General features: G+C 70.7%; 29 protein-coding genes. 16 read left to right on the top strand and 13 right to left on the bottom strand.

Going from position 1 to position 26809, the window contains the following annotated elements; genetic code table 11:
- The first annotated feature begins 202 nt into the window (after positions 1–202).
- Entirely contained in the window at positions 203–3073 is a 2871-nt protein-coding gene (locus tag OG746_RS35740; protein WP_524540549.1) for an SCO1167/SCO6262 family helicase, read from the top strand.
- The gene (locus tag OG746_RS35735) at positions 3070–4347 is read left to right on the top strand and encodes an SWIM zinc finger family protein (protein WP_266722351.1); all 1278 of its coding nucleotides are present in this window, start codon (positions 3070–3072) and stop codon (positions 4345–4347) included. The genes OG746_RS35740 and OG746_RS35735 overlap by 4 nt, the downstream gene beginning before the upstream one ends.
- Before the next feature lie 82 nt (positions 4348–4429).
- On the opposite strand, the gene OG746_RS35730 is transcribed toward OG746_RS35735, so the two are convergent.
- Entirely contained in the window at positions 4430–5656 is a 1227-nt protein-coding gene (locus OG746_RS35730; RefSeq protein ID WP_266722349.1) for an acyl-CoA dehydrogenase family protein, read from the bottom strand.
- 162 nt (positions 5657–5818) lie between these two features.
- Here OG746_RS35730 and OG746_RS35725 point away from each other — a divergent pair, with 162 nt between their 5' ends.
- The gene (locus OG746_RS35725) at positions 5819–6472 is read left to right on the top strand and encodes a TetR/AcrR family transcriptional regulator (RefSeq protein ID WP_266722347.1); all 654 of its coding nucleotides are present in this window, start codon (positions 5819–5821) and stop codon (positions 6470–6472) included.
- Positions 6473–6485: 13 nt separating this feature from the next.
- On the opposite strand, the gene def is transcribed toward OG746_RS35725, so the two are convergent.
- Positions 6486–7040, bottom strand: a complete 555-nt coding sequence (def, locus tag OG746_RS35720; RefSeq protein WP_266722345.1) for a peptide deformylase — start codon at positions 7038–7040, stop codon at positions 6486–6488.
- A gap of 141 nt (positions 7041–7181) precedes the next feature.
- On the opposite strand from def, the gene OG746_RS35715 reads away from it, so the two are divergent.
- From OG746_RS35715 to OG746_RS35695, 5 genes are all read left to right on the top strand, one after another.
- Positions 7182–8420 (top strand): Mur ligase family protein, encoded by a 1239-nt coding sequence (locus tag OG746_RS35715; protein WP_266722343.1) that lies wholly within the window; start codon positions 7182–7184, stop codon positions 8418–8420.
- Positions 8421–8460: 40 nt separating this feature from the next.
- Positions 8461–9192, top strand: coding sequence for a type 1 glutamine amidotransferase (locus OG746_RS35710; RefSeq protein ID WP_266722341.1), 732 nt, complete (start codon positions 8461–8463; stop codon positions 9190–9192).
- Positions 9193–9369: 177 nt separating this feature from the next.
- The gene (locus tag OG746_RS35705; RefSeq protein WP_266722339.1) at positions 9370–10395 is read left to right on the top strand and encodes a 6-phosphofructokinase; all 1026 of its coding nucleotides are present in this window, start codon (positions 9370–9372) and stop codon (positions 10393–10395) included.
- Between the two features lie 125 nt (positions 10396–10520).
- On the top strand, positions 10521–11474 hold the full coding sequence (locus tag OG746_RS35700; RefSeq protein WP_266722337.1) for a cytochrome c oxidase assembly protein: 954 nt from the start codon (positions 10521–10523) through the stop codon (positions 11472–11474).
- A 101-nt stretch (positions 11475–11575) separates the two neighbouring features.
- Entirely contained in the window at positions 11576–11734 is a 159-nt protein-coding gene (locus OG746_RS35695; protein ID WP_266722335.1) for a hypothetical protein, read from the top strand.
- A gap of 19 nt (positions 11735–11753) precedes the next feature.
- Here OG746_RS35695 and OG746_RS35690 read toward each other — a convergent pair whose 3' ends face one another.
- Positions 11754–12164, bottom strand: a complete 411-nt coding sequence (locus OG746_RS35690; RefSeq protein WP_266722333.1) for a subtilase-type protease inhibitor — start codon at positions 12162–12164, stop codon at positions 11754–11756.
- A gap of 244 nt (positions 12165–12408) precedes the next feature.
- Here OG746_RS35690 and OG746_RS35685 point away from each other — a divergent pair, with 244 nt between their 5' ends.
- Positions 12409–13125, top strand: coding sequence for a lysophospholipid acyltransferase family protein (locus tag OG746_RS35685; RefSeq protein WP_266722331.1), 717 nt, complete (start codon positions 12409–12411; stop codon positions 13123–13125).
- Between the two features lie 75 nt (positions 13126–13200).
- Positions 13201–14235, top strand: a complete 1035-nt coding sequence (locus tag OG746_RS35680) for an NAD-dependent epimerase/dehydratase family protein (RefSeq protein ID WP_266722329.1) — start codon at positions 13201–13203, stop codon at positions 14233–14235.
- Between the two features lie 19 nt (positions 14236–14254).
- On the opposite strand, the gene OG746_RS35675 is transcribed toward OG746_RS35680, so the two are convergent.
- From OG746_RS35675 to OG746_RS35640, 8 genes are all read right to left on the bottom strand, one after another.
- Positions 14255–15889: an alpha/beta fold hydrolase gene (locus OG746_RS35675; protein ID WP_524540517.1), complete on the bottom strand. Its 1635-nt coding sequence runs from the start codon at positions 15887–15889 to the stop codon at positions 14255–14257.
- A 132-nt stretch (positions 15890–16021) separates the two neighbouring features.
- Positions 16022–16786 (bottom strand): urease accessory protein UreD, encoded by a 765-nt coding sequence (locus tag OG746_RS35670; protein ID WP_404081802.1) that lies wholly within the window; start codon positions 16784–16786, stop codon positions 16022–16024.
- Positions 16783–17460, bottom strand: a complete 678-nt coding sequence (ureG, locus tag OG746_RS35665) for an urease accessory protein UreG (RefSeq protein ID WP_266722323.1) — start codon at positions 17458–17460, stop codon at positions 16783–16785. Before ureG ends, OG746_RS35670 begins: the two co-directional genes overlap by 4 nt.
- A gap of 172 nt (positions 17461–17632) precedes the next feature.
- Positions 17633–18307, bottom strand: a complete 675-nt coding sequence (locus tag OG746_RS35660) for an urease accessory protein UreF (protein ID WP_266722321.1) — start codon at positions 18305–18307, stop codon at positions 17633–17635.
- Positions 18308–18338: 31 nt separating this feature from the next.
- A complete protein-coding gene (locus tag OG746_RS35655; protein ID WP_266722319.1) occupies positions 18339–20060 on the bottom strand; it encodes an urease subunit alpha in 1722 nt (573 codons plus the stop codon).
- Entirely contained in the window at positions 20053–20364 is a 312-nt protein-coding gene (locus tag OG746_RS35650; protein ID WP_266722317.1) for an urease subunit beta, read from the bottom strand. The genes OG746_RS35655 and OG746_RS35650 overlap by 8 nt, the downstream gene beginning before the upstream one ends.
- Positions 20365–20380: 16 nt before the next feature.
- Entirely contained in the window at positions 20381–20683 is a 303-nt protein-coding gene (locus OG746_RS35645; protein WP_266722315.1) for an urease subunit gamma, read from the bottom strand.
- Positions 20684–20895: 212 nt separating this feature from the next.
- Positions 20896–21186: a type II toxin-antitoxin system Phd/YefM family antitoxin gene (locus tag OG746_RS35640; protein ID WP_266722313.1), complete on the bottom strand. Its 291-nt coding sequence runs from the start codon at positions 21184–21186 to the stop codon at positions 20896–20898.
- 77 nt (positions 21187–21263) lie between these two features.
- Between OG746_RS35640 and OG746_RS35635 the strand changes: the two genes are divergently transcribed.
- From OG746_RS35635 to OG746_RS35620, 4 genes are all read left to right on the top strand, one after another.
- Positions 21264–21899 carry an ATP-dependent Clp protease proteolytic subunit gene (locus OG746_RS35635; RefSeq protein WP_266722311.1) on the top strand — a complete coding sequence of 212 codons (636 nt, stop codon included), beginning with the start codon at positions 21264–21266 and terminating at the stop codon, positions 21897–21899.
- A 5-nt stretch (positions 21900–21904) separates the two neighbouring features.
- Positions 21905–22213: a hypothetical protein gene (locus tag OG746_RS35630; protein WP_266722309.1), complete on the top strand. Its 309-nt coding sequence runs from the start codon at positions 21905–21907 to the stop codon at positions 22211–22213.
- A gap of 539 nt (positions 22214–22752) precedes the next feature.
- Positions 22753–23226, top strand: a complete 474-nt coding sequence (locus OG746_RS35625; protein WP_266722307.1) for a C40 family peptidase — start codon at positions 22753–22755, stop codon at positions 23224–23226.
- A 48-nt stretch (positions 23227–23274) separates the two neighbouring features.
- Positions 23275–23748 carry a DUF6328 family protein gene (locus OG746_RS35620; protein WP_266722305.1) on the top strand — a complete coding sequence of 158 codons (474 nt, stop codon included), beginning with the start codon at positions 23275–23277 and terminating at the stop codon, positions 23746–23748.
- On the opposite strand, the gene OG746_RS35615 is transcribed toward OG746_RS35620, so the two are convergent.
- Positions 23732–24169, bottom strand: a complete 438-nt coding sequence (locus OG746_RS35615; protein ID WP_266722303.1) for an ATP-binding protein — start codon at positions 24167–24169, stop codon at positions 23732–23734. The two genes, OG746_RS35620 and OG746_RS35615, sit on opposite strands and share 17 nt — an antisense overlap.
- Positions 24170–24453: 284 nt before the next feature.
- On the opposite strand from OG746_RS35615, the gene OG746_RS35610 reads away from it, so the two are divergent.
- Positions 24454–25305: a helix-turn-helix domain-containing protein gene (locus tag OG746_RS35610; RefSeq protein WP_266722301.1), complete on the top strand. Its 852-nt coding sequence runs from the start codon at positions 24454–24456 to the stop codon at positions 25303–25305.
- A 50-nt stretch (positions 25306–25355) separates the two neighbouring features.
- Positions 25356–25565: a DUF397 domain-containing protein gene (locus OG746_RS35605; RefSeq protein ID WP_266722299.1), complete on the top strand. Its 210-nt coding sequence runs from the start codon at positions 25356–25358 to the stop codon at positions 25563–25565.
- Here OG746_RS35605 and OG746_RS35600 read toward each other — a convergent pair.
- Positions 25549–26718 carry an 8-amino-7-oxononanoate synthase gene (locus OG746_RS35600; RefSeq protein ID WP_266722297.1) on the bottom strand — a complete coding sequence of 390 codons (1170 nt, stop codon included), beginning with the start codon at positions 26716–26718 and terminating at the stop codon, positions 25549–25551. The genes OG746_RS35605 and OG746_RS35600 overlap by 17 nt on opposite strands.
- Between the last annotated feature and the right edge of the window lie 91 nt (positions 26719–26809).

The following is a 26809-nucleotide window of genomic DNA, read 5'->3' as shown; positions in this document are numbered from 1 at the left end:
GGATCACGGACCTTCATCGGCCATGGCGCCACCACCCGAGTACCGCCTGGGCGCACCCCACCACGACAGGGGGGTAAGCCCCACCCTTAAGGGTCAGGTGATCCAGATCACGACACATGGAGGCGCGTCCGGCTGATCGGGAGGTGTACCCTCGGCGCCTCCAGGGTGAGTAGTCAAGTTTGATGAATACGAGGACGTCGCCATCTCCGAGCACACCCACACCGCTCCGCCCACCCCCTCCGAGACCACCGAACTCGCGCGCTGCGGCGTCGTGTTCACCCCCGCCGACCCGGCCCGCACGTCGACCGTGGCCTTCTGGCGACCCGAAGGCGGCGAGCCGCCGCTGCCGGACGCGGGCACCCGCACCGAACTGCGCCTCGCGCTGCCCGGTGAGGACGCCGTGGAGCCGGTGACCGTACCGGCCGTCACCCTGCCCATGCGCGCCGCGCTGCCGGTGCTCACCCGCGCGCGTACCACCGCGGACGCCGACCCGACGGCGACCTTCTGGGGCGCGGCCGGCCTCCTGGCGCTCCAACTCGTCGCCCGTGGGCTGCTGTTGCCGGGAGTGAGCGCCGAAGGCCACGACGCGTGGCGCGCAGGACCGCTGGGGGCCGGCGACCTCGACCGGGTCAGGGAGCTGGCCGCCGCGATGCCGCCCGAGGCACACGCCGTGCCGCTGGACGGGACCGAAGCGCCGCGCCTGCACGCCCCGGAACGACTGCTGCGCGCGTTCCTGGACGCGGTGGCCGACGCCCTGCCGCGTTCCCCCGCCGCCGCGCACGCCGCCGGTGGACCGGCGTTCGCCGCGCGGGAACCGCAGCGCGTGCCCGAACTGCGCCCCTGGGCGGGGGATGTCGCGGCGGGGCTCGACGCGGGTGTGCGGATCTCGCTGCGCGTGGAGGTCCCCGGACTCGAGCAGATCACGGACGACGAGCCCCGCTCCCCGTTCCGCGCGGTGCTTCAACTGCACAGCGTCAGCGATCCCACCCTGGTCGCGGATGCGGCACAAGTGTGGGCCGGGGGCGGATCCTCGGCGCGCGCCTTCGGCGACCGTGCCCGTATGGACGCGTTGTTGGCACTGCGCCGCGCCACGCGCGCGTGGACACCACTCGCGCCGCTGCTCTCCGCGACCGTGCCGGACGCCGTCGAACTGGCCGACGAGGAGGTCACGGAGCTGCTCGGCGAGGGCGCGCGGGCGCTGTCCGCGGCCGGCGTCGAGGTGCACTGGCCCAGGGAGCTGGCCCGCAAGTTGACGGCCCGCGCGGTGATCGGCCCGGCCGATGGCGAGGCCCCCGACGGGCTCTCCTCCGACGGCCCGTCCTTCCTGTCGGCCGACGCCCTGCTGGCGTTCGACTGGCGGTTCGCCCTCGGCGACCAGGAGTTGAGCCGCGCGGAGCTGGACGTGCTCGCCGAGGCGAACCGTCCCGTCGTACGGCTGCGCGACCAGTGGGTGCTGATCGACCCCGCGGAGGCCCGCCGCGCCCGCTCGCACCAGGACCGCAAGGTCACCCCGGTCGACGCGCTGAGCGCCGTTCTCACGGGCTCGACGGAGGTCGAGGGCCGCCGGGTCGACGTACGGCCGACGGGCTGGCTCACGGCCCTGCGGGACCGTCTCGCGGACCCCGAGGGCATGACGCCGGTAGGCCAACCGGACGCGCTCGACGCCGAATTGCGCGACTACCAGCTGCGTGGACTCAACTGGCTCGCCCACATGACCTCGCTGGGCCTCGGCGCCTGTCTCGCCGACGACATGGGCCTCGGCAAGACGATCACGCTGATCGCGCTGCACCTGCACCGCCAGAGCTCCCCGGAGAGCGCGGGACCGACGCTCGTGGTCTGCCCGACATCCCTGATGGGCAACTGGCAGCGCGAGATCGAGAGGTTCGCGCCCGGCACCCCCGTACGCCGCTTCCACGGCGGGCGCCGCTCCCTGGAGAACCTCGCCGACGGCGAGTTCGTACTCACCACCTACGGCACGATGCGCCTCGACGCCACCCAACTCGGCACCGCGTCCTGGGGAATGCTCGTCGCCGACGAGGCGCAGCACGTGAAGAACCCCTACTCGGCGACGGCCAAGGAACTGCGCACCATCGGCGCACGCGCGCGCGTGGCGCTCACCGGCACCCCGGTCGAGAACAACCTCTCCGAGCTGTGGGCCCTGCTCGACTGGACGACGCCCGGTCTCCTGGGCCGCCTCGGCACCTTCCGTACGCGCTACGCCCGGGCGATCGAGGGCGGCAAGGACCCGGCGGCCGCGGAGCGTCTGGCCAAGCTCGTGGGGCCCTTCCTGTTGCGTCGACGCAAGTCGGATCCCGGCATCGCCCCGGAGCTGCCGCCCAAGACCGAGACGGATCGCGCGGTGTCCCTCACCGCCGAACAGGCGGGCCTGTACGAGGCCGTGGTGCGGGAGACGCTCGCGGAGATCTCCGGGGCGGCGGGATTCGAGCGGCGCGGTCTGATCGTCAAGCTCCTCACCGGCCTCAAGCAGATCTGCAACCACCCGGCGCAGTACCTCAAGGAGGACAAGCCGCGCATCACCGGCCGCTCCGGGAAGCTGGAACTCCTCGACGAGCTCCTGGACACGATCCTGTCCGAGGACGCCGGCGTGCTGGTCTTCACGCAGTACGTGCAGATGGCCCGCCTCGTGGAGCGACATCTGGTGGCCCGCGGCGTGCCGGTGATGTTCCTCCACGGAGGCACCCCGGTCGCGGAGCGCGAGGCCATGGTGCGGCGCTTCCAGGAGGGCGAAGTGCCCGTGTTCCTTCTCTCGTTGAAGGCTGCGGGCACGGGCCTCAACCTCACGCGCGCGGAGCACGTCGTGCACTACGACCGCTGGTGGAACCCGGCCGTGGAGGCGCAGGCCACCGACCGCGCGTACCGGATCGGGCAGACCAGGCCGGTGCAGGTGCACCGGCTGATCGCCGAGGGCACGATCGAGGACCGGATCGCGGAAATGCTGCTCCGTAAGCAGGAGTTGGCGGACGCGGTGCTCGGTTCCGGTGAGGCGGCGCTGACCGAACTCACCGACGCGGAACTGGCGGACCTGGTCGAGTTGCGAGGGGGCACCCGATGAGCCACATGGAAGACGACATGCGCACGTTCGCGGCACTGCCGCCCGCGCGCGGGCGGGCCTTCGCCGAGACCTGGTGGGGGCAGGCCTGGTTGAAGGCCCTGGAGGACACCGCGCTCGACACCGCGCAGCTGAAGGCGGGGCGCAGGCTCGCGCGCGCGGGAGCGGTGGGCGCGGTGTCGGTCCGGCCGGGTCGCATCACCGCGGTGGTGGAGGACCGCGGCGGCGCCACACACCGCTCGGACGTGCTGCTGCAGTGCCTGGACGAGGACGAGTGGGACGGCTTCCTGACGATGGCGGCCGAGCGGGCCGGGCACATCGCGGCGCTCCTGGACCGCGACATGCCGCCGCACCTCGTGGAGGACGCCTCGGCCTCGGGTGTGGAACTCCTGCCGGGGATCGGCGACTTGGAGCCGCGCTGCGACTGCGACGCCTGGGACCACTGCGCGCACACGGCGGCGCTGAGCTATCAGCTCGCCCGTCTGCTGGACCAGGATCCGTTCGTGCTGCTCCTGCTGCGCGGGCGCGGCGAGCGCGCGCTGCTCGACGAGCTTCAGGTGCGCAGCACCGTACGCACCGAACCGGAGGCGCCGCACGAAGCCCGGGAGGCCGAGGGGGTGGACGCGGCCGAGGCGTACGCGTCGGCGATCGTGCTGCCACCGCTGCCGGGTCCGCCGCCGCTGCCCGACGAGCCCGGCCTGCCGCCGTCGCTCGACACGGAGACGGCACCACCCGCGGGCACGGACGTCGACGCGCTCGGCTTCCTCGGCGCGCAGGCGGCGACCGAAGCGCACCGGCTGCTCGCGGAGGCACTGTCCCCCGGGCACGAACAGCGCCCTGCCCCACCGGAATTGACCGTGCCGCAGGACGCCGTACGCCTGGCCTCCGCGTCCCCCGTGCCGCACATCCGGGCACGGCTCGCCGAGGTCGGTGGCCGCGGCCGGGAGGGCCTGACGCTCGCCGTGCACGCCTGGGAGTACGGGGGCGCCGCCGCGCTCGACGTACTGGACGAGGACCGGACCCCGGACGCGGAAGGCCTGGTACGCGCGCGTGCCGCGCTCGACGCGGCCTGGGACGACGACGAGCGCCCCGCACTCAAGGCCGCCCGCGGCCGCTGGAGCACCGCCGACGGGCAGGCCCAACTGCGGCTCGGCCGGGACGGTCGCTGGTGGCCCTACCGCAAGCAGCGCGGTCGCTGGGCTCCCGCCGGGCCCTCGGCGTCCGACCCCGCCTCCGCGCTGGCCGGAGCCCTCGGCTCCGCCGACGAGGACGGGTAGGCGGAGTCCCGCCGGGCACAGTCCCACCGGGCGCAGTCCCGCGGTGGCCTCTCCGACATCGGTGAGGCCACCGCGAAACCCGCTAGCGGATCGGCATGCCCGAGAGGGTGCGGGCGATGACCAGGCGCTGGATCTCGCTCGTGCCCTCGAAGATCGTGTAGATCGCGGCGTCGCGGTGCATGCGCTCCACGGGGTACTCGCGGGTGAAGCCGTTGCCGCCGAGGATCTGGACGGCCTGGGCGCTGACCTTCTTGGCGGTCTCGCTCGCGAACAGCTTGGACATGGAGCCCTCGGCGTTCTCGAACTTCTTGCCCGTGGACGCCATCCAGGAGGCACGCCACACCAGGAGGCGCGCGGCGTCGATCTGGGTGCGCATGTCGGCGAGTTGGAAGGCCACGCCCTGGTTGTCGATGATCGGGCGGCCGAACTGCTCGCGCGTCTTCGCGTACTCCAGGGCCTCCTCGTAGGCGGCGCGGGCCGTGCCGACCGCCATGGCGCCGACGGCGGGACGCGAGGCCTCGAAGGTGGCCATCGCGGCGTTCTTCACGCGCTCGCCGCCCTTCTTGGCCTTCTCCCGCGAGCGGGCCAGGCGCTCGTCGAGCTTGTCCTTGCCGCCGAGCAGGCAGGAGCCGGGCACCCGGACGTTCTCCAGGACGACCTCGGCGGTGTGCGAGGCGCGGATGCCGTGCTTCTTGAACTTCTGCCCCTGGGACAGACCGGGGGTGTTCGGCGGCACGATGAAGGAGGCGTGCCCCTTGGAGCCGAGCTCCGCGTCCACGGAGGCGACGACCACGTGGACATTGGCGATGCCGCCGTTCGTCGCCCACGTCTTGGTGCCGTTCAGGACCCACTCGTCCTTGGCCTCGTCGTAGACGGCACGCGTGCGCATCGCGGCGACATCGGAGCCGGCGTCCGGCTCGGAGGAGCAGAAGGCGGCCACCTTCACGTCGTTCGCGTCGCCGTACATCTGCGGGATCCAGGTGCCGATCTGCTCCTCGGTGCCGTTGGCGAGGACGCCGACCGCGGCGAGGCCCGTGCCGACGATGGACAGGCCGATGCCCGCGTCGCCCCAGAACAGCTCCTCCATGGCCATCGGAATGCCGAGGCCCGAAGGGTCGAAGAACTGCTGCGCGTAGAAGTCCAGGGAGTAGATTCCGAGCTTGGCCGCTTCCTGGATGACCGGCCAGGGGGTCTCCTCGCGCTCGTCCCACTCGGCGGCCGCGGGGCGAATCACATCGGCGGCGAAGCCGTGCAGCCAGTCACGGACTTCCTTCTGCTCGTCGCTGAGATCCATGGTGAACTCGGCCATAACCCCTCCAGGGCGCACGCAATACTGTGTTACTTAAGGTAACTCGAGTCTGTTACTGGCGAGTAGCCCCTGTCAACCTCCGAGTGCGCGTTCGATACCGGATGGCCATCGGGTGTTACCTTTCGCGTGCGTCAGGCAATCGCACGGGGGTGGGGAGAGCTCATGGAGACCACACAACGGAACGATCAGCGCGCGGACCAACAGTCCGCCGCCGAGCGTCGGCGCCGCGAGCTGCTTGAGGCCGCGGACCGGGTGGTGCTCCGGGACGGCCCCGGCGCCTCGATGAACGCCATCGCGGCCGAGGCCGGGATCACCAAGCCGATCCTGTACCGGCACTTCGGCGACAAGGGCGGCCTCTACGCCGCGCTCGCCATGCGCCACACGGACGCGCTGCTCGCCTCGCTGCGGGCCGCCCTGGACGCGCCCGCGGAGCGGCGCGAGCGCGTGGAGGCGACGCTCGACACCTACTTGGCGGCGATCGAGGCCCGCCCTCAGGTCTACCGCTTCCTGATGCATCCGTCGGAGGGCGCCCCCGCCGAATCCGGGTTCGACGTCGGACGGCACTCGGCGCCGCTGCTGCGCCGGATGGGCGAGGAGCTGGCCGAGGTCATCGAGGAGCGCGTGGACCTCGGCCCCGGCAGCCAGCAACTCGCGCGTGTGTGGGGGCACGGGATCGTCGGCATGATGCACGCCGCCGGTGACTGGTGGCTCGGTGACCGCCCGTGCGAGCGCGCCGAGTTGGTGCGCGCACTGGCCGATCTGCTGTGGGGGCGCCTCGCCGCGGCGGGCGACAAGGTGGGCGGCCCCGGCTTCTGACCGGGCCGACGCCTCAGGACGGAACGGACCCTGACGCCCAAGGCGCCCTGGCAGCCTGCCGCAGCACCTTCCTGCGGCGCCACCCGGTGACCCGCTCCGTGTACGTACGACCCTCCAAGTGGTCGCACTCGTGCTGGAGGCAGCGGGCGAACCAGCCCGTGCCGTGGATCACCACAGGTTCGCCGCCGAGGTCGTACCCCTCCACGCGCGCGTGGTCGAAGCGGGGCGTGCCCGCCTCGAGGCCCGGGAGCGACAGGCAGCCCTCGGGGCCGCGGATCACGTCGCCGTCGGCCTCGACCAGACGCGGGTTCACGACGTGGCCGACGTGGCGCACATCGTCGTCATCCTCACAGTCGAAGACGAAGACCCGAAGTCCCTCGCCGACCTGGTTCGCGGCGAGGCCCACGCCCTGCGCCGCGTACATCGTGGCGAACATGTCCTCGACCAGGCGCGCGAGGTCCGGGCCGAAGTCCGTTACCTGGGCGCAGGGTTGGTGCAGCACGGTTTCACCGAGCAGGGTCAGGGGTCGTACGCGCCCTGAGGCGCCCGGGATCGAGCCGTGTCGCATGCCGGTAAGGGTACGGTCCAGTACGCACCACGAAGTGCTGGTGGTGCCACTGTTCGGGCTTGTCAGAGGATCTCGATAGGCTGAGCCCACAATCGATGCCGGGGGCAGGCGCGGCGCGGTACGCAAGGAGGACCCAGGAAGATGTCAGGCAACTCGGAGCCGATGACTCCGCGGGCCAAGCTGGCCGTCACCGCGGGCAGGGCCGCGGCCGCGGTGTCGCGGGCGGCGGGCCGCGGCAGCGGATCAGTGATCGGCGGCAAGGTCGCGCTGCGGCTCGACCCCGAGCTGCTCGCGCGGGTCGCCCAGCACCTGGACGTGGTGCTCGTCTCGGCCACGAACGGCAAGACGACGACCACGCGACTGCTCGCGGAGGCACTGCGCGCCAGCGGCCCCGTCGTCTCGAACGCGCTGGGGGCGAACATGCCCGCGGGCATCACCTCCGCCCTGGCCGGCGGCGGCGAGGCCAAGTACGGCGTGATCGAAGTAGACGAGAAGTACCTGGCCGGTGTCGCCCGCGACACCGACCCGAAGGCGATCGCGCTGCTCAACCTCTCGCGCGACCAGCTGGACCGCGCCGGCGAGACCCGCATGCTCGCCGAGAAGTGGCGCGAGGGCCTGTCCGGTTCGAAGGCCATCGTGATCGCGAACGCGGACGACCCGCTGATCGTCTGGGCCGCCTCCTCCTCGCCGAACGTGGTGTGGGTCGCCGCGGGCCAGGAGTGGAAGGACGACGCCTGGTCCTGCCCGGCGTGCGGCGGCGTGATGCAGCGCCCCGGTGACGACTGGTTCTGCGGCGAGTGCGGCTTCCGCCGCCCGCTCGCGAGCTGGGCGCTCCAGGGCGACCACGTCATCGACCCGCACGGCTCCGCATGGCCGATCAACCTCCAACTGCCGGGCCGCGCCAACAAGGCGAACGCGGCGACGTCCGCGGCCGTGGCCGCCTGCTTCGGGGTGCCCCCGCAGGTCGCCCTGGAGCGCATGTACCAGGTGCAGGCCGTGGCGGGGCGCTACGACGTCGTGCAGTTCCAGGAGCGCGACCTCCGGCTGCTGCTCGCCAAGAACCCGGCGGGCTGGCTCGAAACGTTCACTCTGATCGACCCGCCGCCGACCCCGGTGATCCTCTCGGTGAACGCGCGGGGCGCCGACGGCACCGACACCTCCTGGCTGTGGGACGTCGACTACACGCGCCTGGCCGGGCACCCGATCTGCGTGATCGGCGACCGCCGGCTCGACCTCGCGGTCCGCCTCGAGGTCGCGGGCCTGGACTTCCGGGTCTGCGAAACGCTCGACGAGGCGGTGCAGATGTCGCCCCCCGGGCGGATCGAGCTGATCGCCAACTACACCGCCTTCCAGGACGTCCGCCGCCGCGTGGGCAACTGACGAGCCCCACACAGAGCGCGAACAGCGAAGGATCATGAGCATGAGTGACAACAGCCTGCGTCTCGTGTGGGTCTACCCCGACCTCCTGAGCACCTACGGCGACCAGGGCAACGCTCTGGTGGTGGAGCGCCGCGCCCAGCAGCGCCGCCTCCAGGTCGAGCGCTACGACGTGCGCAGCGACCAGGCCGTGCCGACCTCCGGCGACATCTACCTCATCGGCGGCGGCGAGGACCGTCCGCAGCGCCTCGCGGCGGAGCGGCTGCGCCGCGACGGCGGCCTGGAGCGCGCGGTGGCCAACGGCGCGATCGTCTTCTCCGTGTGCGCCGGTTACCAGATCCTCGGCCACGAGTTCGTGAACGACCTCGGTGAGCGCGAGCCCGGCCTCGGCCTGCTCGACGTCGTCTCGACGCGCGGCGAGGGCGAGCGCTGCGTCGGTGACGTACTGGGCGACATCGACCCGTCGTTGGGCCTGCCGGAGCTGACCGGCTTCGAGAACCACCAGGGCGTCACGCACCTCGGCCCCACGGCGCGGGCCTTCGCCCGGACCCGGATGGGCAAGGGCAACGGCACGGGGGACGGCACCGAAGGCGCCTTCAACGACACCGTTTTCGGCACGTACATGCACGGGCCCGTACTCGCGCGCAATCCGCAGATCGCCGACCTGCTGATCAAGCTGGCGCTCGATGTGAACGCGCTGCCGCCGGTGAACGACCACTGGTACGAGGAGCTCCGCAGCGAGCGGATCGCGGCTGCTACGACGCAGCCCGCCTGATCCTCTCGGAGCCCTCCCCCAGGGCCCTTTAGGGCACCCACGCGCCCATGTGAGCAGGCCAGTCCACCAGTCGGACGCCCGGTGCGGTCGGGCCCCCGGCCGCCGATAAGGTACGGGGGTCAAGGCGGACGACGCAGTCCGGCCATCGGCCCACGTCTGCAAAGGTAATCCGGGCTTATGCGTATTGGTGTCCTCACTTCAGGCGGCGACTGCCCCGGCCTGAACGCCGTGATCCGTTCGGTCGTGCACCGTGCCGTCGTCGACCACGGCGACGAGGTCATCGGCTTCCACGACGGGTGGAAGGGCCTGCTCGAGTGCGACTACCGCAAGCTGGACCTCGACGCGGTGGGCGGCATCCTCGCCCGCGGCGGCACCATCCTCGGCTCCTCCCGCGTACAGCCCGCGCATCTGCGTGACGGCATCGAGCGGGCCAAGGAGCACGTCGCGGACCTCGGTCTCGACGCGATCATTCCGATCGGCGGCGAGGGCACCCTGAAGGCGGCCCGCCTCCTCTCGGACAACGGCCTCCCGATCGTCGGCGTACCGAAGACGATCGACAACGACATCGCCGTCACCGACGTGACGTTCGGCTTCGACACGGCCGTCGGCGTCGCCACTGAGGCCCTCGACCGCCTCAAGACCACCGCCGAGTCGCACCAGCGCGTGCTGATCGTCGAGGTCATGGGCCGGCACACCGGCTGGATCGCGCTGCACTCCGGCATGGCCGCGGGCGCGCACGCCGTCGTCGTGCCGGAACGCCCCTTCGACATCGACGAGCTGACCAAGAAGGTCGGTGAGCGGTTCGAGGCCGGCAAGAAGTTCGCCATCGTGGTCGTCGCCGAGGGCGCCAAGCCGCGGGCCGGTTCGATGGAGTACGACGAGGGCGGCAAGGACGTCTACGGCCACGAGCGCTTCGCGGGGATCGCCCGCCAGCTCTCCATCGAGCTGGAGCAGCGCCTCGGCAAGGAGGCACGCCCCGTGATCCTCGGTCATGTGCAGCGCGGCGGCACCCCCACCGCGTACGACCGCGTGCTCGCGACGCGGTTCGGCTGGCACGCCGTGGAGGCCGTGCACCGCGGCGAGTTCGGCAAGATGACCGCGCTGCGTGGCACCGACATCCTGATGGTGCCGCTGGCCGAGGCCGTGGAGACGCTGAAGACGGTCCCGGACGAGCGGTACGCCGAAGCCGAGTGCGTGCTCTGATCCACACCCGCTGATCCACACCCGCTCCAGGACACACAGAACTGCCCCCGGCCGAAACAGCGGCCGGGGGCAGTTCTACTCTGGGTGCGCACAATCCGTACGAAACGAGCAACAGGAGCCGGCGGATGGATCACAGCGGGCACGGCATGAACATGGATCTGCCGCCGTTCACGCTGGGGCGTGGCCTTCAATGGTCGGCCGACCCCTTCTTCCTCGTCGGGTGCCTGCTGGCGCTCGCCCTCTACGGATGGGGCGTGCTGCGCCTGGCCCGGCGCGGTGACGCGTGGCCGGTGTCCCGGACGATCGCGTACGTCGTGGGCGTGCTCACCATCGGTCTGGTGATGTGCACGAAGCTCAACGACTACGGCATGGTCATGTTCAGCGTGCACATGGTGCAACACATGGTCATCAGCATGCTGTCGCCGATCCTGCTCCTGATGGGCGCCCCGATCACGCTCGCGCTGCGGGCGCTGCCGGTGTCCGCGAAGCGCGGCAACAAGGGGCCGCGCGAGCTGCTCCTCGCGCTGCTGCACAGCCGGTACATGCGGATCATCACGCACGCGGCCTTCACGATCCCGCTGTTCATCGCGAGCCTGTACGCGCTCTACTTCACGCCGCTCTTCGACTTCCTCATGGGGTCCAAGGTCGGCCACCTCGCGATGATGGTGCACTTCCTCGCCGTCGGCCTGGTGTTCTTCTGGCCGATCATGGGCGTGGACCCGGGGCCCAACCGGCCCGGCTATGTGATGCGGATGCTGGAGCTGTTCGCGGGCATGCCGTTCCACGCCTTCTTCGGGATCGCGCTGATGATGGCGTCGACGACGATGGTCGGCACGTTCGAGAATCCGCCGGCCTCGCTGGGCATCGATCCGCTCGCCGACCAGACGGCGGCGGGCGGCATCGCCTGGGCGTTCAGCGAGGTGCCTTCAGTGCTTGTGCTGCTGGCCCTGCTCTTCCAGTGGAAGAAGTCGGAGGACCGGCAGGCGCGCCGCAAGGACCGGGCCGCGGACCGGGACGGCGACAAGGAGCTGGCGGCGTACAACGCCTACCTGGCCTCCCTCAACGCGCGCGGCCAGTAGCGCCACCCCGCGCGCGGCAGTAGCGCCACTACCCCGTTACGGGTGAATATGGCCTCCTGGTCGCGGCTCGGACTCCGTCCGGCCGCTGGGAGGAGGGTGTCATGCCCGGTTCCACGAAGACGATGGGTGCGTTCACCGTGGGCGGCCTGGTGGCCGTGACCGCCTACACGGTGGCGCTCGGCAGCAACGGGTGGCTGTGGTTCGGCTGGGTGGTGCTCGGCCTGCTCACTGTGGCGATGGTGGCGTCACGCAGCAACTGACGGCCGGCACCTCGGGGGGTCAGAAGCGGAAGACGTGGCCCGTCGACGCGTCCATCTCGCAGGCGTTGCCGAAGGTCTTGTGCCAGGAGATCGCCTTGCCGCGATACGTGCCGGTGGCCGCGACCGTGACCGGGTCGTACTGCTTGGTGCAGATCCGCTGTTCGACCGGCAGCGCGTCCAGGTCGCCACCCGCCGCCCTGAGGTCGGCACAGGCCTCGGCGGCGTACGGGTGGTGGCCCGAGGGCTTGGGCGTGCAGCGCAGGAGGACACCCCGGACCCAGGTGTTCTCGGCTCCGGAGACCGTCAGGAACAGACCCCGCGGCTGCTCGGACCCGACAGACCCGACGGGCCCGGTGGTCACGGCGTGGGCGGCCGGGGCGGCCGCGGCCAGGGACAGGAACGCGGCCGCGGCTACGTAGAGGGAACGCATACGGAAGACCTCCGGTGCTGTGACATCAGGGGACGTCGGGGTGGGACGTCTCGGTGGGACGTCAGGGTGGGAACAGAGCACCCGCCGGGGCCGCCGCCGCCAAGCGGACGCGCCGTGCGGGCCCGGGAGAGGGCCCGATCGGGCTCTCGCGCCGACGCTGCCGATTGGTTACTGTGCGCAAGCACGCGGCGGTACAAGCGGCAGTACAAGTGGTCCAAGTGGTTTGTGGGGGAAGGCGATCGGGATGTTCTACCGGCTGCTCAAGTACGTGATCCTCGGGCCGCTGCTGCGGCTGCTCTTCCGGCCCCGGATCGAGGGCCTGGAGTACATACCGGAATCCGGCGCCGCGATCGTCGCGGGCAATCATCTGTCGTTCTCCGATCACTTCCTGATGCCCGCGATCATCAAGCGGCGGATCACGTTCCTGGCGAAGGCCGAGTACTTCACGGGTCCCGGCATCAGGGGCCGCCTCACCGCCACGTTCTTCCGCAGCGCGGGCCAGATCCCGGTCGACCGGTCGGGCAAGGAGGCCGGGAAGGCGGCGATCCGCGAGGGCCTCGGCGTGCTGCGCCGCGGGGAGCTGCTCGGCATCTATCCGGAGGGCACGCGCTCGCACGACGGGCGCCTGTACAAGGGCAAGGTGGGCGTCGCCGCGATGGCGCTCAAGGCGGGGGCGCCGGTCGTCCCGTGCGCGATGATCGGCACGTTCGAGGCGCAGCCGCCGGGTCAGAAGATCCCGAACATGCGCCGGGTGACCATCAAGTTCGGCAAGCCGCTCGACTTTTCGCGCTACGACGGCATGGACGGCGAGAAGGCGATCCTGCGGGCGATCACCGACGAGATCATGTACGCGATCCTGGAGCTGTCCGGGCAGGAGTACGTCGACAAGTACGCGGCCCTGGTGAAGGCGGAGGCCGAGGAGGAGAAGGCCCGGAAGTTCCCGCGGTTGCCGCTGAGTTGACCTCCCCGGGGTTCCGCGCTCTGCGCTGAGCAGATTCCCGGGTCCGGGCGGCCCCCGCCGACGTACGGTCCGGTCATGAAGAAAGCATTGGTGATCGGTGCGGCAGGGCAGATCGGGCGGCCCACGGTGCGGGCGCTCGCGGCGGACGGCTGGCAGGTGACGGCGGCCTCGCGCGGTGGCGGGCGGGACGCGGGCTGGCCGGGGGACGTGCGGGCGGTGGCGCTCGACCGGGAGGACGGGGACTCCGTCGCGGCGCTCGTCGGGGACGGGGTCGACCTCGTCGTGGACCTCATCGCCTTCACTCCGGCCCACGGACAGCAGCTCGCGGGGCTCGCCGACCGGATCGGTTCGGCGGTCGTGGCCTCCAGCGCGGCGGTGTACGAGGACGAGCAGGGGCGCGGCTTCCACACGCAGGAGCAGCCGGACGGCTGGCCGCGCTATCCCGTGCCGATCCCGGAGACGCAGCGGACGGCGTCACCCGGCGACGGATCCAGGGCGCGCAAGGTGCGGATCGAGCAGGATCTGCTGGCTCTCGGTGACCGGCTGCCGACGACCGTGCTGCGGCCGTCCGCCGTGCACGGCCCGTACTGCCGCACGCCCCGGGAGCTGTACTTCGTCAAGCGGAACCTGGACGGCCGGCGTACACGCCTGCTCGCGTACAACGGTGAGAGCCGCTTCCATCCGGCGAGCGCCCGGAACCTGGCGGAGCTGGTGCGGCTCGCGGCGGCGCGGCCCGGATCCCGGGTGCTCAACGCGGCGGACCCCGACCATCCCTCGGTCGCCGAGATCGGCGCGATGATCGACGAGGTGATGGGCGTGGAGACCGAGACGGTGCTCGTCGACGGTCCTCCCCCGGCGCCGAACGTCGGGGACAGCCCCTGGTCGGTGCCGCTCCCCCTGATCCTCGACATGTCGGCCGCCGAGCGGGAGCTCGGGTACAAGCCGGTGACGACGTACGCCGACGCGCTCCCGGAGACGGTCGAGTGGCTGGCCGCGCGGCTGCGGGAGCAGGACTGGGAGACCGGTTTCCCGAAGATGGTCGCCTCGTACACGACCGGCATCTTCGACTACGCGGCCGAGGACGCCTGGCTGGCGTCCTCGGCCGCGTAGGCCTACTGAACGGCTACGACTACGGCTTGGGCGTGGCGTGCGGGGCGCACGTCACGTCCTTCTTGTCGGTCTTGCCGGTGAGCAGGTAGCTGTCGACCCGGTCGTTGACGCAGGGGTTGGTGAGACCGGTGACGCCGTGCGAGCCCGCGTCCTTCTCGGTGATCAGGCGGGAGCCCTTGAAGCGCTTGTGCAGCTCGACGGCGCCCTCGTACGGGGTGGCGGCGTCGCGCTCGGACTGCACGATCAGGACCGACGGCAGTCCCTTGCCGGTCTTCACGTCGAGCGGCGTCTGCTGCTTGGTCTTCCAGGTGGCGCAGGGCAGGTTCATCCACGCGTTGGCCCACGTCATGAACGGGTACTTCTTGTGGAGCTCGGTGTTGTCCCTGTCCCACTTGGACCAGCTGGTGGGCCACTTGGCGTCGGCGCACTCGACGGCGGTGTAGACCGCGTTGCTGTTCTCGGAGGCGGCGTTGCCCGCGGTGTCCGACATGTCGGGGGCGATGGCGTCGACCAGGGCCTGCGTGTCACCGGCGACGTACTTGCTCCACGTCTGCGCGACCGGCACCCACGAGGAGTCGTAGTACGGCGCGCTCTGGAAGAAGGAGATCAGCTCGGCCGGGCCGACGACCCCGCCGATGGGGCTCTTCTTCGCGGCGGCGCGCAGGGTCTCCCACTGCTGCTGCACCTTGGCGCGGGTGTCGCCGAGGTGGAAGGTCGCGTCGTTCTTGGCGACCCAGTCCTGCCAGTCCTTCCAGCGGCCCTCGAAGGCGATGTCCTGGTTCAGGTTCGCCTCGTACCAGATGTTGCTCTTGGCCGGGTTGACCACGCTGTCGACGATCATGCGGCGGACGTGGCCCGGGAAGAGCGTGCCGTAGACGGCGCCCAGGTAGGTGCCGTAGGAGACGCCGAGGTAGTTGAGCTTCTTGTCACCGAGGGCGGCACGGATGACGTCGAGGTCGCGCGCGGTGTTCGGCGTCGTCATCTGCGGCAGCATCTCGCCGCTCTTCTCGTAGCAGCCGTCCGCGTACTCCTTGGCGAGCTTGCGCTGGCCGAGCTTGTCCGCCTCGCTGTCGGGGACCGGGTCGGCCTTGGGCGCCTTGACGAACTCCTGCGGGTCGATGCAGGAGATCGGCGCGGAGTGGCCGACGCCGCGCGGGTCGAAGCCGACGAGGTCGTAGGCCTTCGCCATCTTGGCGTAGATCGGGTTCTTGGTGGTCACCCGCGTCGGGAAGCGCATGCCGGAGCCGCCGGGGCCGCCCGGGTTGTAGACGAGGGAGCCCTGGCGCTCGCCCTTGGTGCCGGTGTTGCCGATGCGGTCGACGGCGAGCTTGATCTGCTTGCCGTTCGGCTTCGCGTAGTCGAGCGGCACGCTGACCCAACCGCACTGGATGGGCTTGGCGAGGCCCCAGTCCTCGGGGCAGTCCTTCCAGTCGACGCCGGCCTTCGCGGCCTTGGCAGCGGCGAAGGCCGCGCCGCGCGCCTGGCGGTCGGCGGTGCTGCTGCCGGACTTGGATGCGTCGGCCTGCGCGGCGGGGGCGGAGACCGCGCCCGCTATCAGCGCCGCCGCTGCGAACGCGCCCGCGGAGCCGATCACCGCCTTTCGGCTGCCGCGCGCTGTCTGTCTGGTCCGTCTCAAGTGAGGCCTCCCGCACATCGATTCGATCCGTACGTCGATCGTGTTGCTGATCGGTACGCGGATCCTGACGCGTGCGGGGTCCCCGGCAACAGGGACAGCGGGCGTTCTTTACCAATCCGATAAACGGTATAACTCGCCCCGGTGAGCGGTTCAGGCCAGTCGGCCGAGCACCTCGTCGAGTGTCCGGCGCAGTTGCAGGGCGTCCGGCGCGACCGCCGTGACCAGCACGGCGGGGCCCGCGAGGGGCGTGAGCGCGGCCGTTCCGGCCTCGTCGAGGAGGGCGGCGGACGGCTTCTCCGTCTCGAACTCCGGGCGTACGACGACCAGTTGGCCGAGGGCTCGATGGCCGGCGAGGACGGCGGGACCGTCCCAGCCGCCGGGCGCGCCCGGTCCGCAGGCCAGCTCCTGGTCGAGCAGCGGACGCCCGGCCCGGTACACGGTCAGCCGACTGGTGAGCCGACCCGGCTCCTCCGCCACGCGCCCGAGCACCTGCTCCTCGCGGAGCACGAGCCGCGCGCCCGGCGCGAGTTCGGCGCGCGTGTTCACCCGTAGATCGCTTCCGCCCGCCGAGATCAACTGCTCCGGGAGCCAGTCGAGGCGGGCCCCGTCGGCAACGTCGAGCCGTACGTCGTAGTGGGCCTCGCCCTTGTTCTGCCCCGGCAGGGCGATGGTCGCGGCGATGGAGCCCACGTGCAGATGGGCTCCCTCCTCGGCGCGCGCCTCCACGGTGAGGTGGTCGCCGCCGAGCGGGCCGCTCATGGCGCCGACGAGCATGACGCGGGCCTCGTCGGCGCTCGCGCCCCGCGTACGGCGCAGCGCGAACGAGCCCTCGCCCTCCATGACGGGCAGCGCGGTCGCGCCCCGCCCGTCGCCGCGCGCGACGATCCGGGCGGTGGACCGGACTCCGGCGCTCACGCGGTCCACGCGGCGAGCTGCGCCCGCACCCAGGCCGCGACGTCCCCGACGCCGACCTCGGAGCGCAGGGACTGCAGCACGACGGGGAGTTCGGCCCGCGCCTCCTTGGCGTCGGCCTCCATCCGCGCCAGGTCGGAGCCGACGTGCGGGGCGAGGTCGGTCTTGTTGATGACGAGCAGGTCGGCGGTGGTGACGCCGGGGCCGCCCTTGCGCGGGATGTCGTCGCCGCCCGCGACGTCGATCACGAAGATCTGCGCGTCGATGAGCCCCTTGGAGAAGGTGGCGGTGAGGTTGTCGCCGCCGGACTCGATGAGGATCAGGTCGAGCGGGCCGACCTCGTCCTCCAGGTCCTCGACGGCCTCCAGGTTCGCGGAGATGTCGTCACGGATCGCGGTGTGCGGGCAGGCGCCGGTCTCCACGGCGGTGATCCGCTCGGGCGGCAGCACGGCCTCGCGCAGCAGGAAGGCGGCGTCCTCGCGCGTGTAGATGTCGTTCGTGACGACGGCGAGCGAGAGCTCCTCGCGCAGCGCGCGGCACAGCGCGGCGACGGTGGCAGTCTTGCCCGAACCGACGGGCCCACCGAGCCCGATCCGCAGGGCACGCCGCGTACCGTCGGGCCGCTGAGCGTCGGCGGAAACGGCGGAGGCTTCGTCGTGGGAGTGTCCAAGGTGCATAGAAATCACGGCTCCAGATGTCTGATCGGCCGTTCAATCCAGCCCGTCCAGGGGGCACCCCCAGCGTTAGCTGGGGGAGTTTGAGGACGAGGCCGTTCAGGCCGACAAGGGGGGTCTGGGGGCGAAGCCCCCAGGGGTCGGGAATGGGAAGGGGCGGCGGGGGCGACTCCCGCTAGGACGCGAACAGCCGCACGGGCCAAGCCGCATGCGCCTCCGCGCCGATCTCCAGCAGCGGGGCCGACCCGGCAGGCAACGCATCGACACCCAGGTCGACCGCCCGCCGCGCCGCCTCCACGGCATCCGCGACCACCCGGTCCACCTCAGGCGCAAGCCGCGCCAGAACTCCGGTCGCATCGAACGGGTCGAGGCTCAACAACCGCACCACGGCGGTCGCCGCCCCACCCACCCCTTCGTACGCGGAGCAGTACGCGGCGTCCTCCGCCCCGAGCCCGGCGGCCCGCGCGGCGAGCCCGAGCACGACGGGCTGATGCGCCCCCTTGGGGAACTGCCGCGCCAGGGCGTCGAGTTCGGGATGCGGCCAGGTGGCGCGCGCGGCCCGCATCATCTGCCGCCCGAGCTTGCGGGCAGCGACCCGCAGCGCGGCCGACGGCGTACGCGCGTCGGCTGCCTCGTCGAGCGTGCCGGGGTCGATGCCGAGCGCGGCCGCCGCGGCGAGGGCGGCGGTCACGGCGCCGCTGGTGTACAGGCGGCCCCGGCAGAAGTCCTCAAGGCTCGCCGCGCCGGTGATGCGCCCCGCCTTGACGGCGGCCTCCGCCCCGCCGGAGTGGGCATGCCCTCCGGCGGGGAAGCGGCCGTCGGCCAGGACGAGCAGTGCGGCGCGCGTCATGACGTACGCACCCGGCTCGTAAGCACCCGCATCAGAACAGGAAGTACCGCTGCGCGAGCGGCAGTTCGGCGGCCGGGGCGGGCTCGACGAGCTCGCCGTCGATGGTCACGGCGAACGAGTCGGCGGCGACCTCGACGCGCGGCAGGGCGTCGTTGTTGACCATGTCGGACTTGCCGCGCCCGCGGGTGGAGTGGATCGGCACGAACTGCCGCCCGAGCCCGAGCCGCTCCGGCAGCCCGTCCTCGATCGCCCACTCGCTGGTGAAGTTGACCGAGTTGGCCTGCGGCGCCTTGCCGTACGCCCCGTACATCGGGCGCGGCAGCACCGGCTGCGGCGTGGGGATGGACGCGTTGGCGTCGCCCATCTGCGCGTACGCGATCTGTCCGCCCTTGACGACGAGTTGCGGCTTCACGCCGAAGAACTTCGGGTCCCACAGCACCAGGTCGGCGAGCTTGCCGGACTCGATCGAGCCGACCTCGTGCTCGATGCCCTGCGAAACGGCCGGGTTGATCGTGTACTTGGCGACGTAGCGGCGGGCGCGCGCGTTGTCTGCGCGGGTGTCGCCGGGCAGGAAGCCGCGGCGGCGCTTCATCACGTGCGCGGTCTGCCAGGTCCGCATGATGACCTCGCCCACGCGGCCCATGGCCTGCGAGTCCGAGGACATGATCGAGATGGCGCCGAGGTCGTGCAGGATGTCCTCGGCCGCGATGGTGGTGGGCCGGATGCGGGACTCGGCGAAGGCCAGGTCCTCGGGCACCGTCGGGTTGAGGTGGTGGCAGACCATCAGCATGTCGAGGTGTTCCTCGACGGTGTTGACGGTGTGCGGCCGCGTCGGGTTGGTGGACGACGGCAGCATGTTGGGCAGCGACACCGCGGTGATCATGTCGGGCGCGTGCCCGCCGCCCGCGCCCTCGACGTGGAAGGCGTGCAGTGTGCGCCCGGCGACCGCGTCGAAGGTGTCCTGGACGAAGCCGGCCTCGTTCAACGTGTCGGAGTGGACGGCGAGTTGGACGCCGGACTCCTCGCAGATGTCGAGACAGGCGTCGATCACGGCCGGGGTCGCGCCCCAGTCCTCGTGGATCTTGAAGCCGATGGCGCCGCCGCGCAGCTGGGCGCGCATGGACTCCTTCGACATGGTGTTGCCCTTGCCGAGGAAGCCGATGTTGACCGGGCTGTTCTCCATCGCCGCGAACATCCGGGCGAGGTGCCAGGAACCGGGGGTGATGGTGGTCGCCTTGGAGCCCTCAGCGGGACCCGTGCCGCCGCCGACCAGCGTGGTGACGCCGGAGGCGAGGGCCTCGTCGAACTGGGTCGGCGAGATGAAGTGGATATGGGTGTCGATGCCGCCGGCGGTGACGATCTTGCCGTTGCCCGCGATGACTTCGGTGTCCGGGCCGAGGACGAGGTCGGGGTGGACGCCGTACATCGTGTCCGGGTTGCCGGACTTGCCGATCGCCGTGATGCGGCCGTCGCGGATGCCGATATCGGCCTTGACGATGCCCCAGTGGTCGATGATCACGGCGCCGGTGATGACGGTGTCCGGGGTGCCGTCGGCGCGGGTGGCGCGTGACTGGCCCATGGACTCGCGGATGACCTTGCCGCCACCGAAGACGGACTCGTCGCCGGAGAGGCCGGGGCCGCCGGAGCGGTCCTCCTCGATCTCGATGAGCAGATCGGTGTCGGCGAGCCGGATGCGGTCGCCGGTGGTGGGGCCGAACAGGTCGGCGTATGCGGCGCGGGACAGCTCAGGCATCGAGGGCACCTCCGGTCTCGCCGCGCAGGCCGGTGACGATGCGATTGCCTGCGAGGGCTACGAGTTCGACGTCTACGGGGATGCCGGGCTCGAAGCGAACGGCGGTGCCCGCGGCGATGTTCAGCCGCTTGCCGCGGGCGGCGGCGCGGTCGAAGTCGAGGCCGGGGTTGGCCTCGTAGAAGTGGTAGTGGGAACCCACTTGGATGGGGCGGTCGGCGGCATTGAGCACCGTCATACGGATGACGTCGCGGCCCTCGTTGTATGCGACCGGTTCGTCGGCGAAGAGTATTTCTCCGGGAATCATGACTTCCGCTCCCCCGTCAGACGATCGGCTCGTGAACGGTCACGAGCTTGGTGCCGTCCGGGAACGTCGCCTCGACCTGCACGTCGTGGATCATCTCGGGGATGCCGTCCATGACGTCGTCGCGGGTGAGCAACTTGCGGCCGGATGCCATGAGTTCGGCGACCGTGCGCCCGTCCCGGGCGCCTTCGAGAATGTGCGAAGTGATCAGCGCGATCGCCTCGGGATGATTGAGCTTGAGACCCCGGGCCCGACGCTTCTCGGCGACGTCAGAAGCCACATGGATGAGCAGTCTCTCCTGCTCGTGCGGGGTCAGTTGCACGAATCCACCTCACAGTCCTTCACGCCGGGCCATGCGGGCCCGGCTGCCGCGGCCACCGCGACGGGTCTAGATGTAACACACAACAAAGGCGCACATCCGTGCCGACCCCTGCCGCGAAAAGCGGCCGATGACCTGGGACTGGAGGGTAATTCAGCGGAGTTTCAACGGCGTTAACCGACGCTTGACCGTCTTATTGCTGAACGCCGAGCGCGCTACCTCATCTCGGGGCCGCGATGTTCCGCGGCAATACCAAACCTTTGCTGTTCGCCGGGAGCGGACGTCAGGGTGCCAATTCGTGACACGGACGTGATCACCGGTTCATCCACGACATCTCCGGCGGACTCGCTCATCGCCTCGAGTCGCTCCAGGTCCGCGGCCGAGACCAGGGCGACGAGCGGCTTGCCGTGCCGGGTGACGACCACGCGCTCACTTCCGTACACGACGCGGTTGATCAGGTCGGCGAGCTCAGCCCTGGCTTGCGTCACCGGAATCTCGTAGGCCATGCTCCCCATCGTACGTCATGTACGTCCTGTACATTTTTGGAGAAGCAGGTCCCGCAGCAGCGCCTTGAGGAGGCACCATGACCCGTCCGTCCGGCCGCTACGTCCTGCCCGAGTTCACCGAGCGCACCAGTTCGGGGAGCCGCACCTTCGACCCGTATTCGAAGCTCCTGGAAGAGCGCATCGTCTTCCTCGGGACACCGATCGACGACATCTCGACGAACGATGTGATGGCGCAGTTCATGTACCTCGAGTACCTGGCGCCCGACCAGGACATCTCCCTGTACATCAACTCTCCCGGCGGCTCGTTCAGTGCGATGACCGCGCTCTACGACACGATGCAGTACGTCAGCTGCGACGTGGCGACGACCTGTCTGGGGCAGTGCTCGTCCGTGGCCGCGGTCATCCTCGCGGCAGGGGCGCCGGGGAAGCGGATGATGCTGCCCGGCGCGCGCGTGGTGATCGACCAGCCCTCACTGCCCGAGCCGGCCCAGGGACAGCCGAGCGACCTGGAGATCTACGCGAGCGAACTGGTGCGCATGCGCGACCAGTTGGAGGGGTTCCTCGCCCTGCACAGCGGCCGCTCCAAGGAACAGGTCGGCGCCGACATCGAGCGCGACACCGTGCTGACGGCGCAACAGGCCCTTGAGTACGGCCTGGTGGACCACATCGTGGAGAACCGGACCGCCACCCTGCGCTCCCCCGACGCGAGGTGATGCCGATGTACCCGCCCGAACTTCCGCCGCTGCCCGCGATGACCCGCGCCGAGTGCGAGCTCGTGGACCGCTATCTGGAGGTGGTCGACCTCATCGCGCGCATCAACCCGGCCCGGGGCGACAACACCTACAGCGGGCTGCGCGCGGCGCAGGCGCTGGTGAGCCGGGCGGTGGAGCTGCGGGACGCGCTGAACCTGATGCACCAGCGGGGCGAGAGCCGGGTGCACGCGACAACGCTGGCGCGGGCGCTGCGCGTCCTGGACGGGGAGCGGCGCACCAAGCGGGTCACTTTGCCCTCAGAACCGATCAGTTGAAGTCGGGACTGTTCACTGGACATCCCGAACCGCTACGGCACGATCCAAACGCCCCGAACGAGGTACCCCGTACGGCCCAACCTCCGGTCCGTCGATGAGCCCGGCAAAGTTGCGCACGAGCCGTAGGCGGCTGTCGGAATTCGGCGTTCCGTCGCTGGTGCGGGGCTCGTCGGGGCTCGTCGGTCCGGGGCGAAAGCCGCACCGTCCACCTGAACGGGTCAAGGGTGACGAGACTCACTTACCGCCGGTTCACCTCGGTTTTCGCCCCCGCCGTGCGTGAAGATCCGTTGCGACGACAAGCCCCCGCCACCGCGGCGGGGCGGTCCGCACGGACGCCGAGTCCTGCCGCCGTGCGGATGCCAGGTCGACAGGAGTGCATCGGCAGGAGTGGAGGACCCGAGCACGACGGGCCCCCGCCGCGCCTCGTCAGAGGCCGCGACGGACGGTCCTTGGGGTGAAGCCGCAGCTTGCGGCCGGGCAACTTCGCCGGCCCGAACCCGACAGGTCATCCTTCACAGGCGGCTGACGAAGGGTTGCGCATGACTGCGCTGAATCGTGTTCCGTCGCTGCTGACCCGGGCGGGTACCGCTTCCGCCCTCTCCATCGCCGTCGCCGGCGCGGGGCTCATGGTCCCCGGCGCCGCTTCCGAGGCATCAGCGGCCACGGCATCCGTCAAGGCACTGCACGTCGCCGCGTCCAAGAAGGGTGCACCGTACAAGTGGGGCGCCACCGGGCCGCACCGGTTCGACTGCTCGGGCCTCACGCTCTACTCGTTCAAGCGGGCGGGCAAGAAGCTGCCGCGCACCGCGGCCCAGCAGTACAACAGGACCAAGCACATCTCAAGGTCTCACCGCACCCGCGGTGACCTGGTGTTCTTCCGCTCCGGCCGGAGTATCTACCACGTGGGCATCTACGCCGGTAAGGGCCGCATCTGGCACTCCCCGAAGACCGGCGCCGTGGTACGTCTCGAGCGGATCTGGACGAACAGCGTGTCGTACGGCCGGGTGCGGTGAGCCGCAGCGCTCGCGCGTGAGCGTGCCGCGAGCGGATACTCGTAGGGGATGCACGAGCGCAACGAGACGCCGCTGGAGCGCGCCGATCGGAACTTCGGAGAACTCCTTCAGGAGCTCCGGGTCATCCAGACCGGCGTGCAGTTCCTGTTCGCGTTCTTGTTGACCCTGGCGTTCACGTCGCGCTTTCCGTCGCTCGACACGGTCCAACGGACCACGTACGTCACGACGTTGCTCCTCACGGTCATCGCGGCCACGCTGTTCACGGCGCCGGCCGCGGTGCACCGGATGCTGTTCAGCCTGGGCGCGAAACCGCAGATAGTGCGGGTGTCCTCGCGGCTCGCGGCGTACGGGATGGTGGCGCTCGTGCTCGCGCTGAGCGGGTCCGTGCTGCTCGTGGTCGATGTGACGGTCGGCAGGGCCGGCGGGATCGCGGCGGGCGTGGGGACGTTCTGCGTCTGTACGGGCCTGTGGGGGCTGCTGCCGTGGCTGTTGCGGCGAGCGGTTCTCAGGCGGGTCGGGTGACCGGAGCCACCCAGGGCAGCGTGATCAGCACCGTCTTGCCGCCCTCGGGGGTCGGTCGCACCGTCAGCGTGCCGCCGAACTCCTTGATGAGGCAGCGGATGATCACCATGCCCCGGCCGTTGTCCTGCTGGACGGCGGCCGGCAGCCGCTTGGGGTAGCGCGGGTGGCTGTCGGTGACGCCGATGCGCAGCTGCTCGTCGCGCTCCAGCTCGATGTCGACGGTGAACGTGGGTGACTGCCCGAGGGTGTGCTGCACCGCGTTCGTCGCGAGCTCGGACACGATCAGGCGGATGGTGTCCGCCGCGTCGGTCCCCGCCGCCATGCCCCACTCCGCGAGGACGGTGGCGACATACCTTCGGGCGGCCGAGACCGAGGCGGGATCGCTCGGCAGCGTGACGGATGCTTCCTGGTGGTCTGCCATGGCGACGTGTCCCTTTCCCGCCGAGGTGGCTCGTCCGGCCTCGCGGATCGCTCCCGCGCGGCCCCCGGCAACTGCTTCGCGCCAGATTGCCACTTGGACGTACCACTGTGGTGCCGATCCCCCAAGATATGCATATATCTGTCGCTCGATGCGGTGAACTCTGCGACGGTGGACCGTATTTGGGCCGAGGCACGCTCCGTCCTCTACCGTCGGCTCAGACACGCGCCCCGTGCGGGCCGGGAGGGAGTCCGGCCGGGTGGCGCGAGGAGCCCGAGGAGTCCCCCATGAAATACGGTCCCGCCGTACGCCGTCGCAAGCTCGGTGCCGAATTGCGGACGCTGCGCGTCCAGGCCGGCCTCACGAGCGGGGAGGCGGCACGGCTCGTCGGCTGGCACCAGTCGAAGGTGAGCAGGATCGAAACAGGACGCAGCGGCGTGAAGCCTTCGGACGTGCTGCGGCTGCTCGACGCCTTCGAGGCCCGCGATCCCCGACTGCGCGAACTGGTGGTCGCACTGGCCGGCGGGGACGAGGTGGGCGGACACCACTGGTGGCACGCGTACCGCGGTCTACTGCCGCCCGCGTACCGCGATTTCATCAGCCTGGAGTCCCAGGCGTGCCGCATCAGGACCCTGGAGACGAGCGTCGTACCGGGGCTTCTGCAGACACCCGAGTACGCGCACGCGGTGACACGTTCGGTATTGAACGGGGCGCCGGACCAGCACATCGACGCGCTGGTGGAGGTGCGGCTCGCGCGCCAGGACGTGCTGCGCGCCGATCCGCCGCTGCGGCTCACCGCCGTGCTCGACGAGGCGGTGCTGCGCAGGGAGGTGGGCGGGAACGGAGTGCTGCGGCGGCAATTGGCACATCTGGCCGAGGCCGCATCAATGCCACATGTCCGGATCCATGTGCTTCCGTTCTCGTCGGGTGGCCATATCGGCTTGACGGGACCTTTCGTTGTGTTCTCTTTTCCGAACACATCTGATCTGGATGTGGTTGTTCTCGACCATTTGACGAGTAGCCTCTACCTCGAACGGAAAGAAGACCTCAAGGCGTACACCGACGCCTTCGACGCTCTTCTGCTCCATGCCAGGTCACCCGAGGATTCACTCGAATTCATCGCGAAGATTGCCGGGTAAGCGAGGACGCCGACACCTCGTCGTGCGCCGGCACCGCGTGAGGAGGCATCATGGCCATTGCCCGCAGTACGTCGCTGAGCGGTGTCCGATGGCGGCGCAGCAGCCGCAGCACGGGCGCCAACAACTGCGTGGAGACAGCCTCGTTGAGGCCGGGTTCGCCGGTCGGCCTGCTGGCCGTCCGCGACTCCAAGCGCACGACGGGGCCCGCGCTCCTGTTCACGTCCACGAGCTGGCGGACGTTCGTCAACTCCTTACGGTAGAAGCCCCGTTGGGAGCGGTGCGGCTGATCACTCGGACGGCCTCGGCGACCTCGGTCTCCGTGAGGTCGGCGCGGGCGGTCAGCCGCAGCCGCGCGATGCCGTCGGGCACGGAAGGCGGCCTGAAGCACCCCACCGAAAGGCCCGCGTCCCGGCAGTCCGCCGCCCAGCGGACCGCCGCATCGGGCGAGGGGGCACGCACGGAGACGACCGCGGCATCGGGACGGACGGCCAACAGGCCTTCATTTTGCAGCAGTTGATGCAGGGATGTCGCTACGTTCCGTGCGCGCGCGGCGCGTTCCGGCTCGCGGCGCAACAGCCTCAGCGCCGCGAGGGCCGCACCGCACGCGGCCGGGGCGAGGCCCGTGTCGAAGATGAACGTGCGGGCCGCGTTGACGAGATGGTCGATGACATGGGCGGGGCCGAGCACCGCGCCGCCCTGACTGCCGAGGGACTTGGAGAGGGTGACGCTGACGACGGTGTCGGCCGCGCCCGCGAGCCCCGCCGCGTACGGAACGCCGCGCCCGCCGGTACCCACGACGCCGAGCCCGTGCGCGTCGTCGATGATCAGACCCGCCCCGAACTCCCGTGCCACCTGCGCAAGTTCGACGACCGGCGCCCGGTCGCCGTCCACCGAGAAGACCGAGTCGGTGACGACGACGGCCGCCCCTTCATGCGTGCCGAGTGCCTTGCGGACGGATTCCGGGTCCGCGTGCGGAGCCACCTGGGTGGCCCCGCGGGCGAGCCGGCAGCCGTCGATCAGCGAGGCGTGGTTGCCCGCGTCGGACACGATCAGTGATCCGTGCGGGGCCAGCGCGGTGACGGCTGCGAGGTTCGCCGCATATCCGGAGGAGAAGACGAGGGCCGCCTCGAAACCGCAGAACTCCGCCAGTTCCCGCTCCAGTTGGGCGTGCAGCTCGGTGCTGCCCGTCACCAGACGGGACCCGGTGGCCCCGCCGCCCCACCTGCGCGCGGCCCCGGCCGCGCCCTCGACGACCTCGGGATGCCGGGCGAGGCCCAGATAGTCATTGCTCGCGAGGTCGAGCATCGGGCTGTCCGCGGGGCGCGGGCGCAGGGTACGGACGAGCCCGGCGGCCTCGCGGGCGCGCCGCTGTTCGCCGATCCAGCCGAACGCGGGTGTGTGGGGCGTGGCCATGAGTCCTCTGCGAGTCCGGCAATGGGCGAGCGGTGCTTTGTAGGTGCGGTGCTTTGTAGGTAATGCACAGACACTAGCGCCCGCGCCACTC

The organism is Streptomyces sp. NBC_01016 (assembly GCF_026341035.1).
Classification (GTDB): Bacteria; Actinomycetota; Actinomycetes; order Streptomycetales; family Streptomycetaceae; genus Streptomyces.
This window is presented reverse-complemented; position numbering and strand designations above follow the sequence as displayed.

What these genes read in the sequence shown, in the direction of transcription:
- OG746_RS35650 (WP_266722317.1), bottom strand. Translation starts at nt 20,364, where the DNA reads ATGATTCCCGGAGAAATACTCTTCGCCGACGAACCGGTCGCATACAAC.
- OG746_RS35715 (WP_266722343.1), top strand. Translation starts at nt 7,182, where the DNA reads ATGTCAGGCAACTCGGAGCCGATGACTCCGCGGGCCAAGCTGGCCGTC.
- OG746_RS35625 (WP_266722307.1), top strand. Translation starts at nt 22,753, where the DNA reads ATGACTGCGCTGAATCGTGTTCCGTCGCTGCTGACCCGGGCGGGTACC.
- OG746_RS35660 (WP_266722321.1), bottom strand. Translation starts at nt 18,307, where the DNA reads ATGACGCGCGCCGCACTGCTCGTCCTGGCCGACGGCCGCTTCCCCGCC.
- OG746_RS35730 (WP_266722349.1), bottom strand. Translation starts at nt 5,656, where the DNA reads ATGGCCGAGTTCACCATGGATCTCAGCGACGAGCAGAAGGAAGTCCGT.
- OG746_RS35615 (WP_266722303.1), bottom strand. Translation starts at nt 24,169, where the DNA reads ATGGCAGACCACCAGGAAGCATCCGTCACGCTGCCGAGCGATCCCGCC.
- OG746_RS35725 (WP_266722347.1), top strand. Translation starts at nt 5,819, where the DNA reads ATGGAGACCACACAACGGAACGATCAGCGCGCGGACCAACAGTCCGCC.
- ureG (WP_266722323.1), bottom strand. Translation starts at nt 17,460, where the DNA reads ATGCACCTTGGACACTCCCACGACGAAGCCTCCGCCGTTTCCGCCGAC.
- OG746_RS35705 (WP_266722339.1), top strand. Translation starts at nt 9,370, where the DNA reads ATGCGTATTGGTGTCCTCACTTCAGGCGGCGACTGCCCCGGCCTGAAC.
- def (WP_266722345.1), bottom strand. Translation starts at nt 7,040, where the DNA reads ATGCGACACGGCTCGATCCCGGGCGCCTCAGGGCGCGTACGACCCCTG.
- OG746_RS35700 (WP_266722337.1), top strand. Translation starts at nt 10,521, where the DNA reads ATGGATCACAGCGGGCACGGCATGAACATGGATCTGCCGCCGTTCACG.
- OG746_RS35685 (WP_266722331.1), top strand. Translation starts at nt 12,409, where the DNA reads ATGTTCTACCGGCTGCTCAAGTACGTGATCCTCGGGCCGCTGCTGCGG.
- OG746_RS35600 (WP_266722297.1), bottom strand. Translation starts at nt 26,718, where the DNA reads ATGGCCACGCCCCACACACCCGCGTTCGGCTGGATCGGCGAACAGCGG.
- OG746_RS35635 (WP_266722311.1), top strand. Translation starts at nt 21,264, where the DNA reads ATGACCCGTCCGTCCGGCCGCTACGTCCTGCCCGAGTTCACCGAGCGC.
- OG746_RS35695 (WP_266722335.1), top strand. Translation starts at nt 11,576, where the DNA reads ATGCCCGGTTCCACGAAGACGATGGGTGCGTTCACCGTGGGCGGCCTG.
- OG746_RS35640 (WP_266722313.1), bottom strand. Translation starts at nt 21,186, where the DNA reads ATGGCCTACGAGATTCCGGTGACGCAAGCCAGGGCTGAGCTCGCCGAC.
- OG746_RS35620 (WP_266722305.1), top strand. Translation starts at nt 23,275, where the DNA reads ATGCACGAGCGCAACGAGACGCCGCTGGAGCGCGCCGATCGGAACTTC.
- OG746_RS35710 (WP_266722341.1), top strand. Translation starts at nt 8,461, where the DNA reads ATGAGTGACAACAGCCTGCGTCTCGTGTGGGTCTACCCCGACCTCCTG.
- OG746_RS35630 (WP_266722309.1), top strand. Translation starts at nt 21,905, where the DNA reads ATGTACCCGCCCGAACTTCCGCCGCTGCCCGCGATGACCCGCGCCGAG.
- OG746_RS35675 (WP_524540517.1), bottom strand. Translation starts at nt 15,889, where the DNA reads ATGTGCGGGAGGCCTCACTTGAGACGGACCAGACAGACAGCGCGCGGC.
- OG746_RS35680 (WP_266722329.1), top strand. Translation starts at nt 13,201, where the DNA reads ATGAAGAAAGCATTGGTGATCGGTGCGGCAGGGCAGATCGGGCGGCCC.
- OG746_RS35735 (WP_266722351.1), top strand. Translation starts at nt 3,070, where the DNA reads ATGAGCCACATGGAAGACGACATGCGCACGTTCGCGGCACTGCCGCCC.
- OG746_RS35690 (WP_266722333.1), bottom strand. Translation starts at nt 12,164, where the DNA reads ATGCGTTCCCTCTACGTAGCCGCGGCCGCGTTCCTGTCCCTGGCCGCG.
- OG746_RS35610 (WP_266722301.1), top strand. Translation starts at nt 24,454, where the DNA reads ATGAAATACGGTCCCGCCGTACGCCGTCGCAAGCTCGGTGCCGAATTG.
- OG746_RS35605 (WP_266722299.1), top strand. Translation starts at nt 25,356, where the DNA reads ATGGCCATTGCCCGCAGTACGTCGCTGAGCGGTGTCCGATGGCGGCGC.
- OG746_RS35655 (WP_266722319.1), bottom strand. Translation starts at nt 20,060, where the DNA reads ATGCCTGAGCTGTCCCGCGCCGCATACGCCGACCTGTTCGGCCCCACC.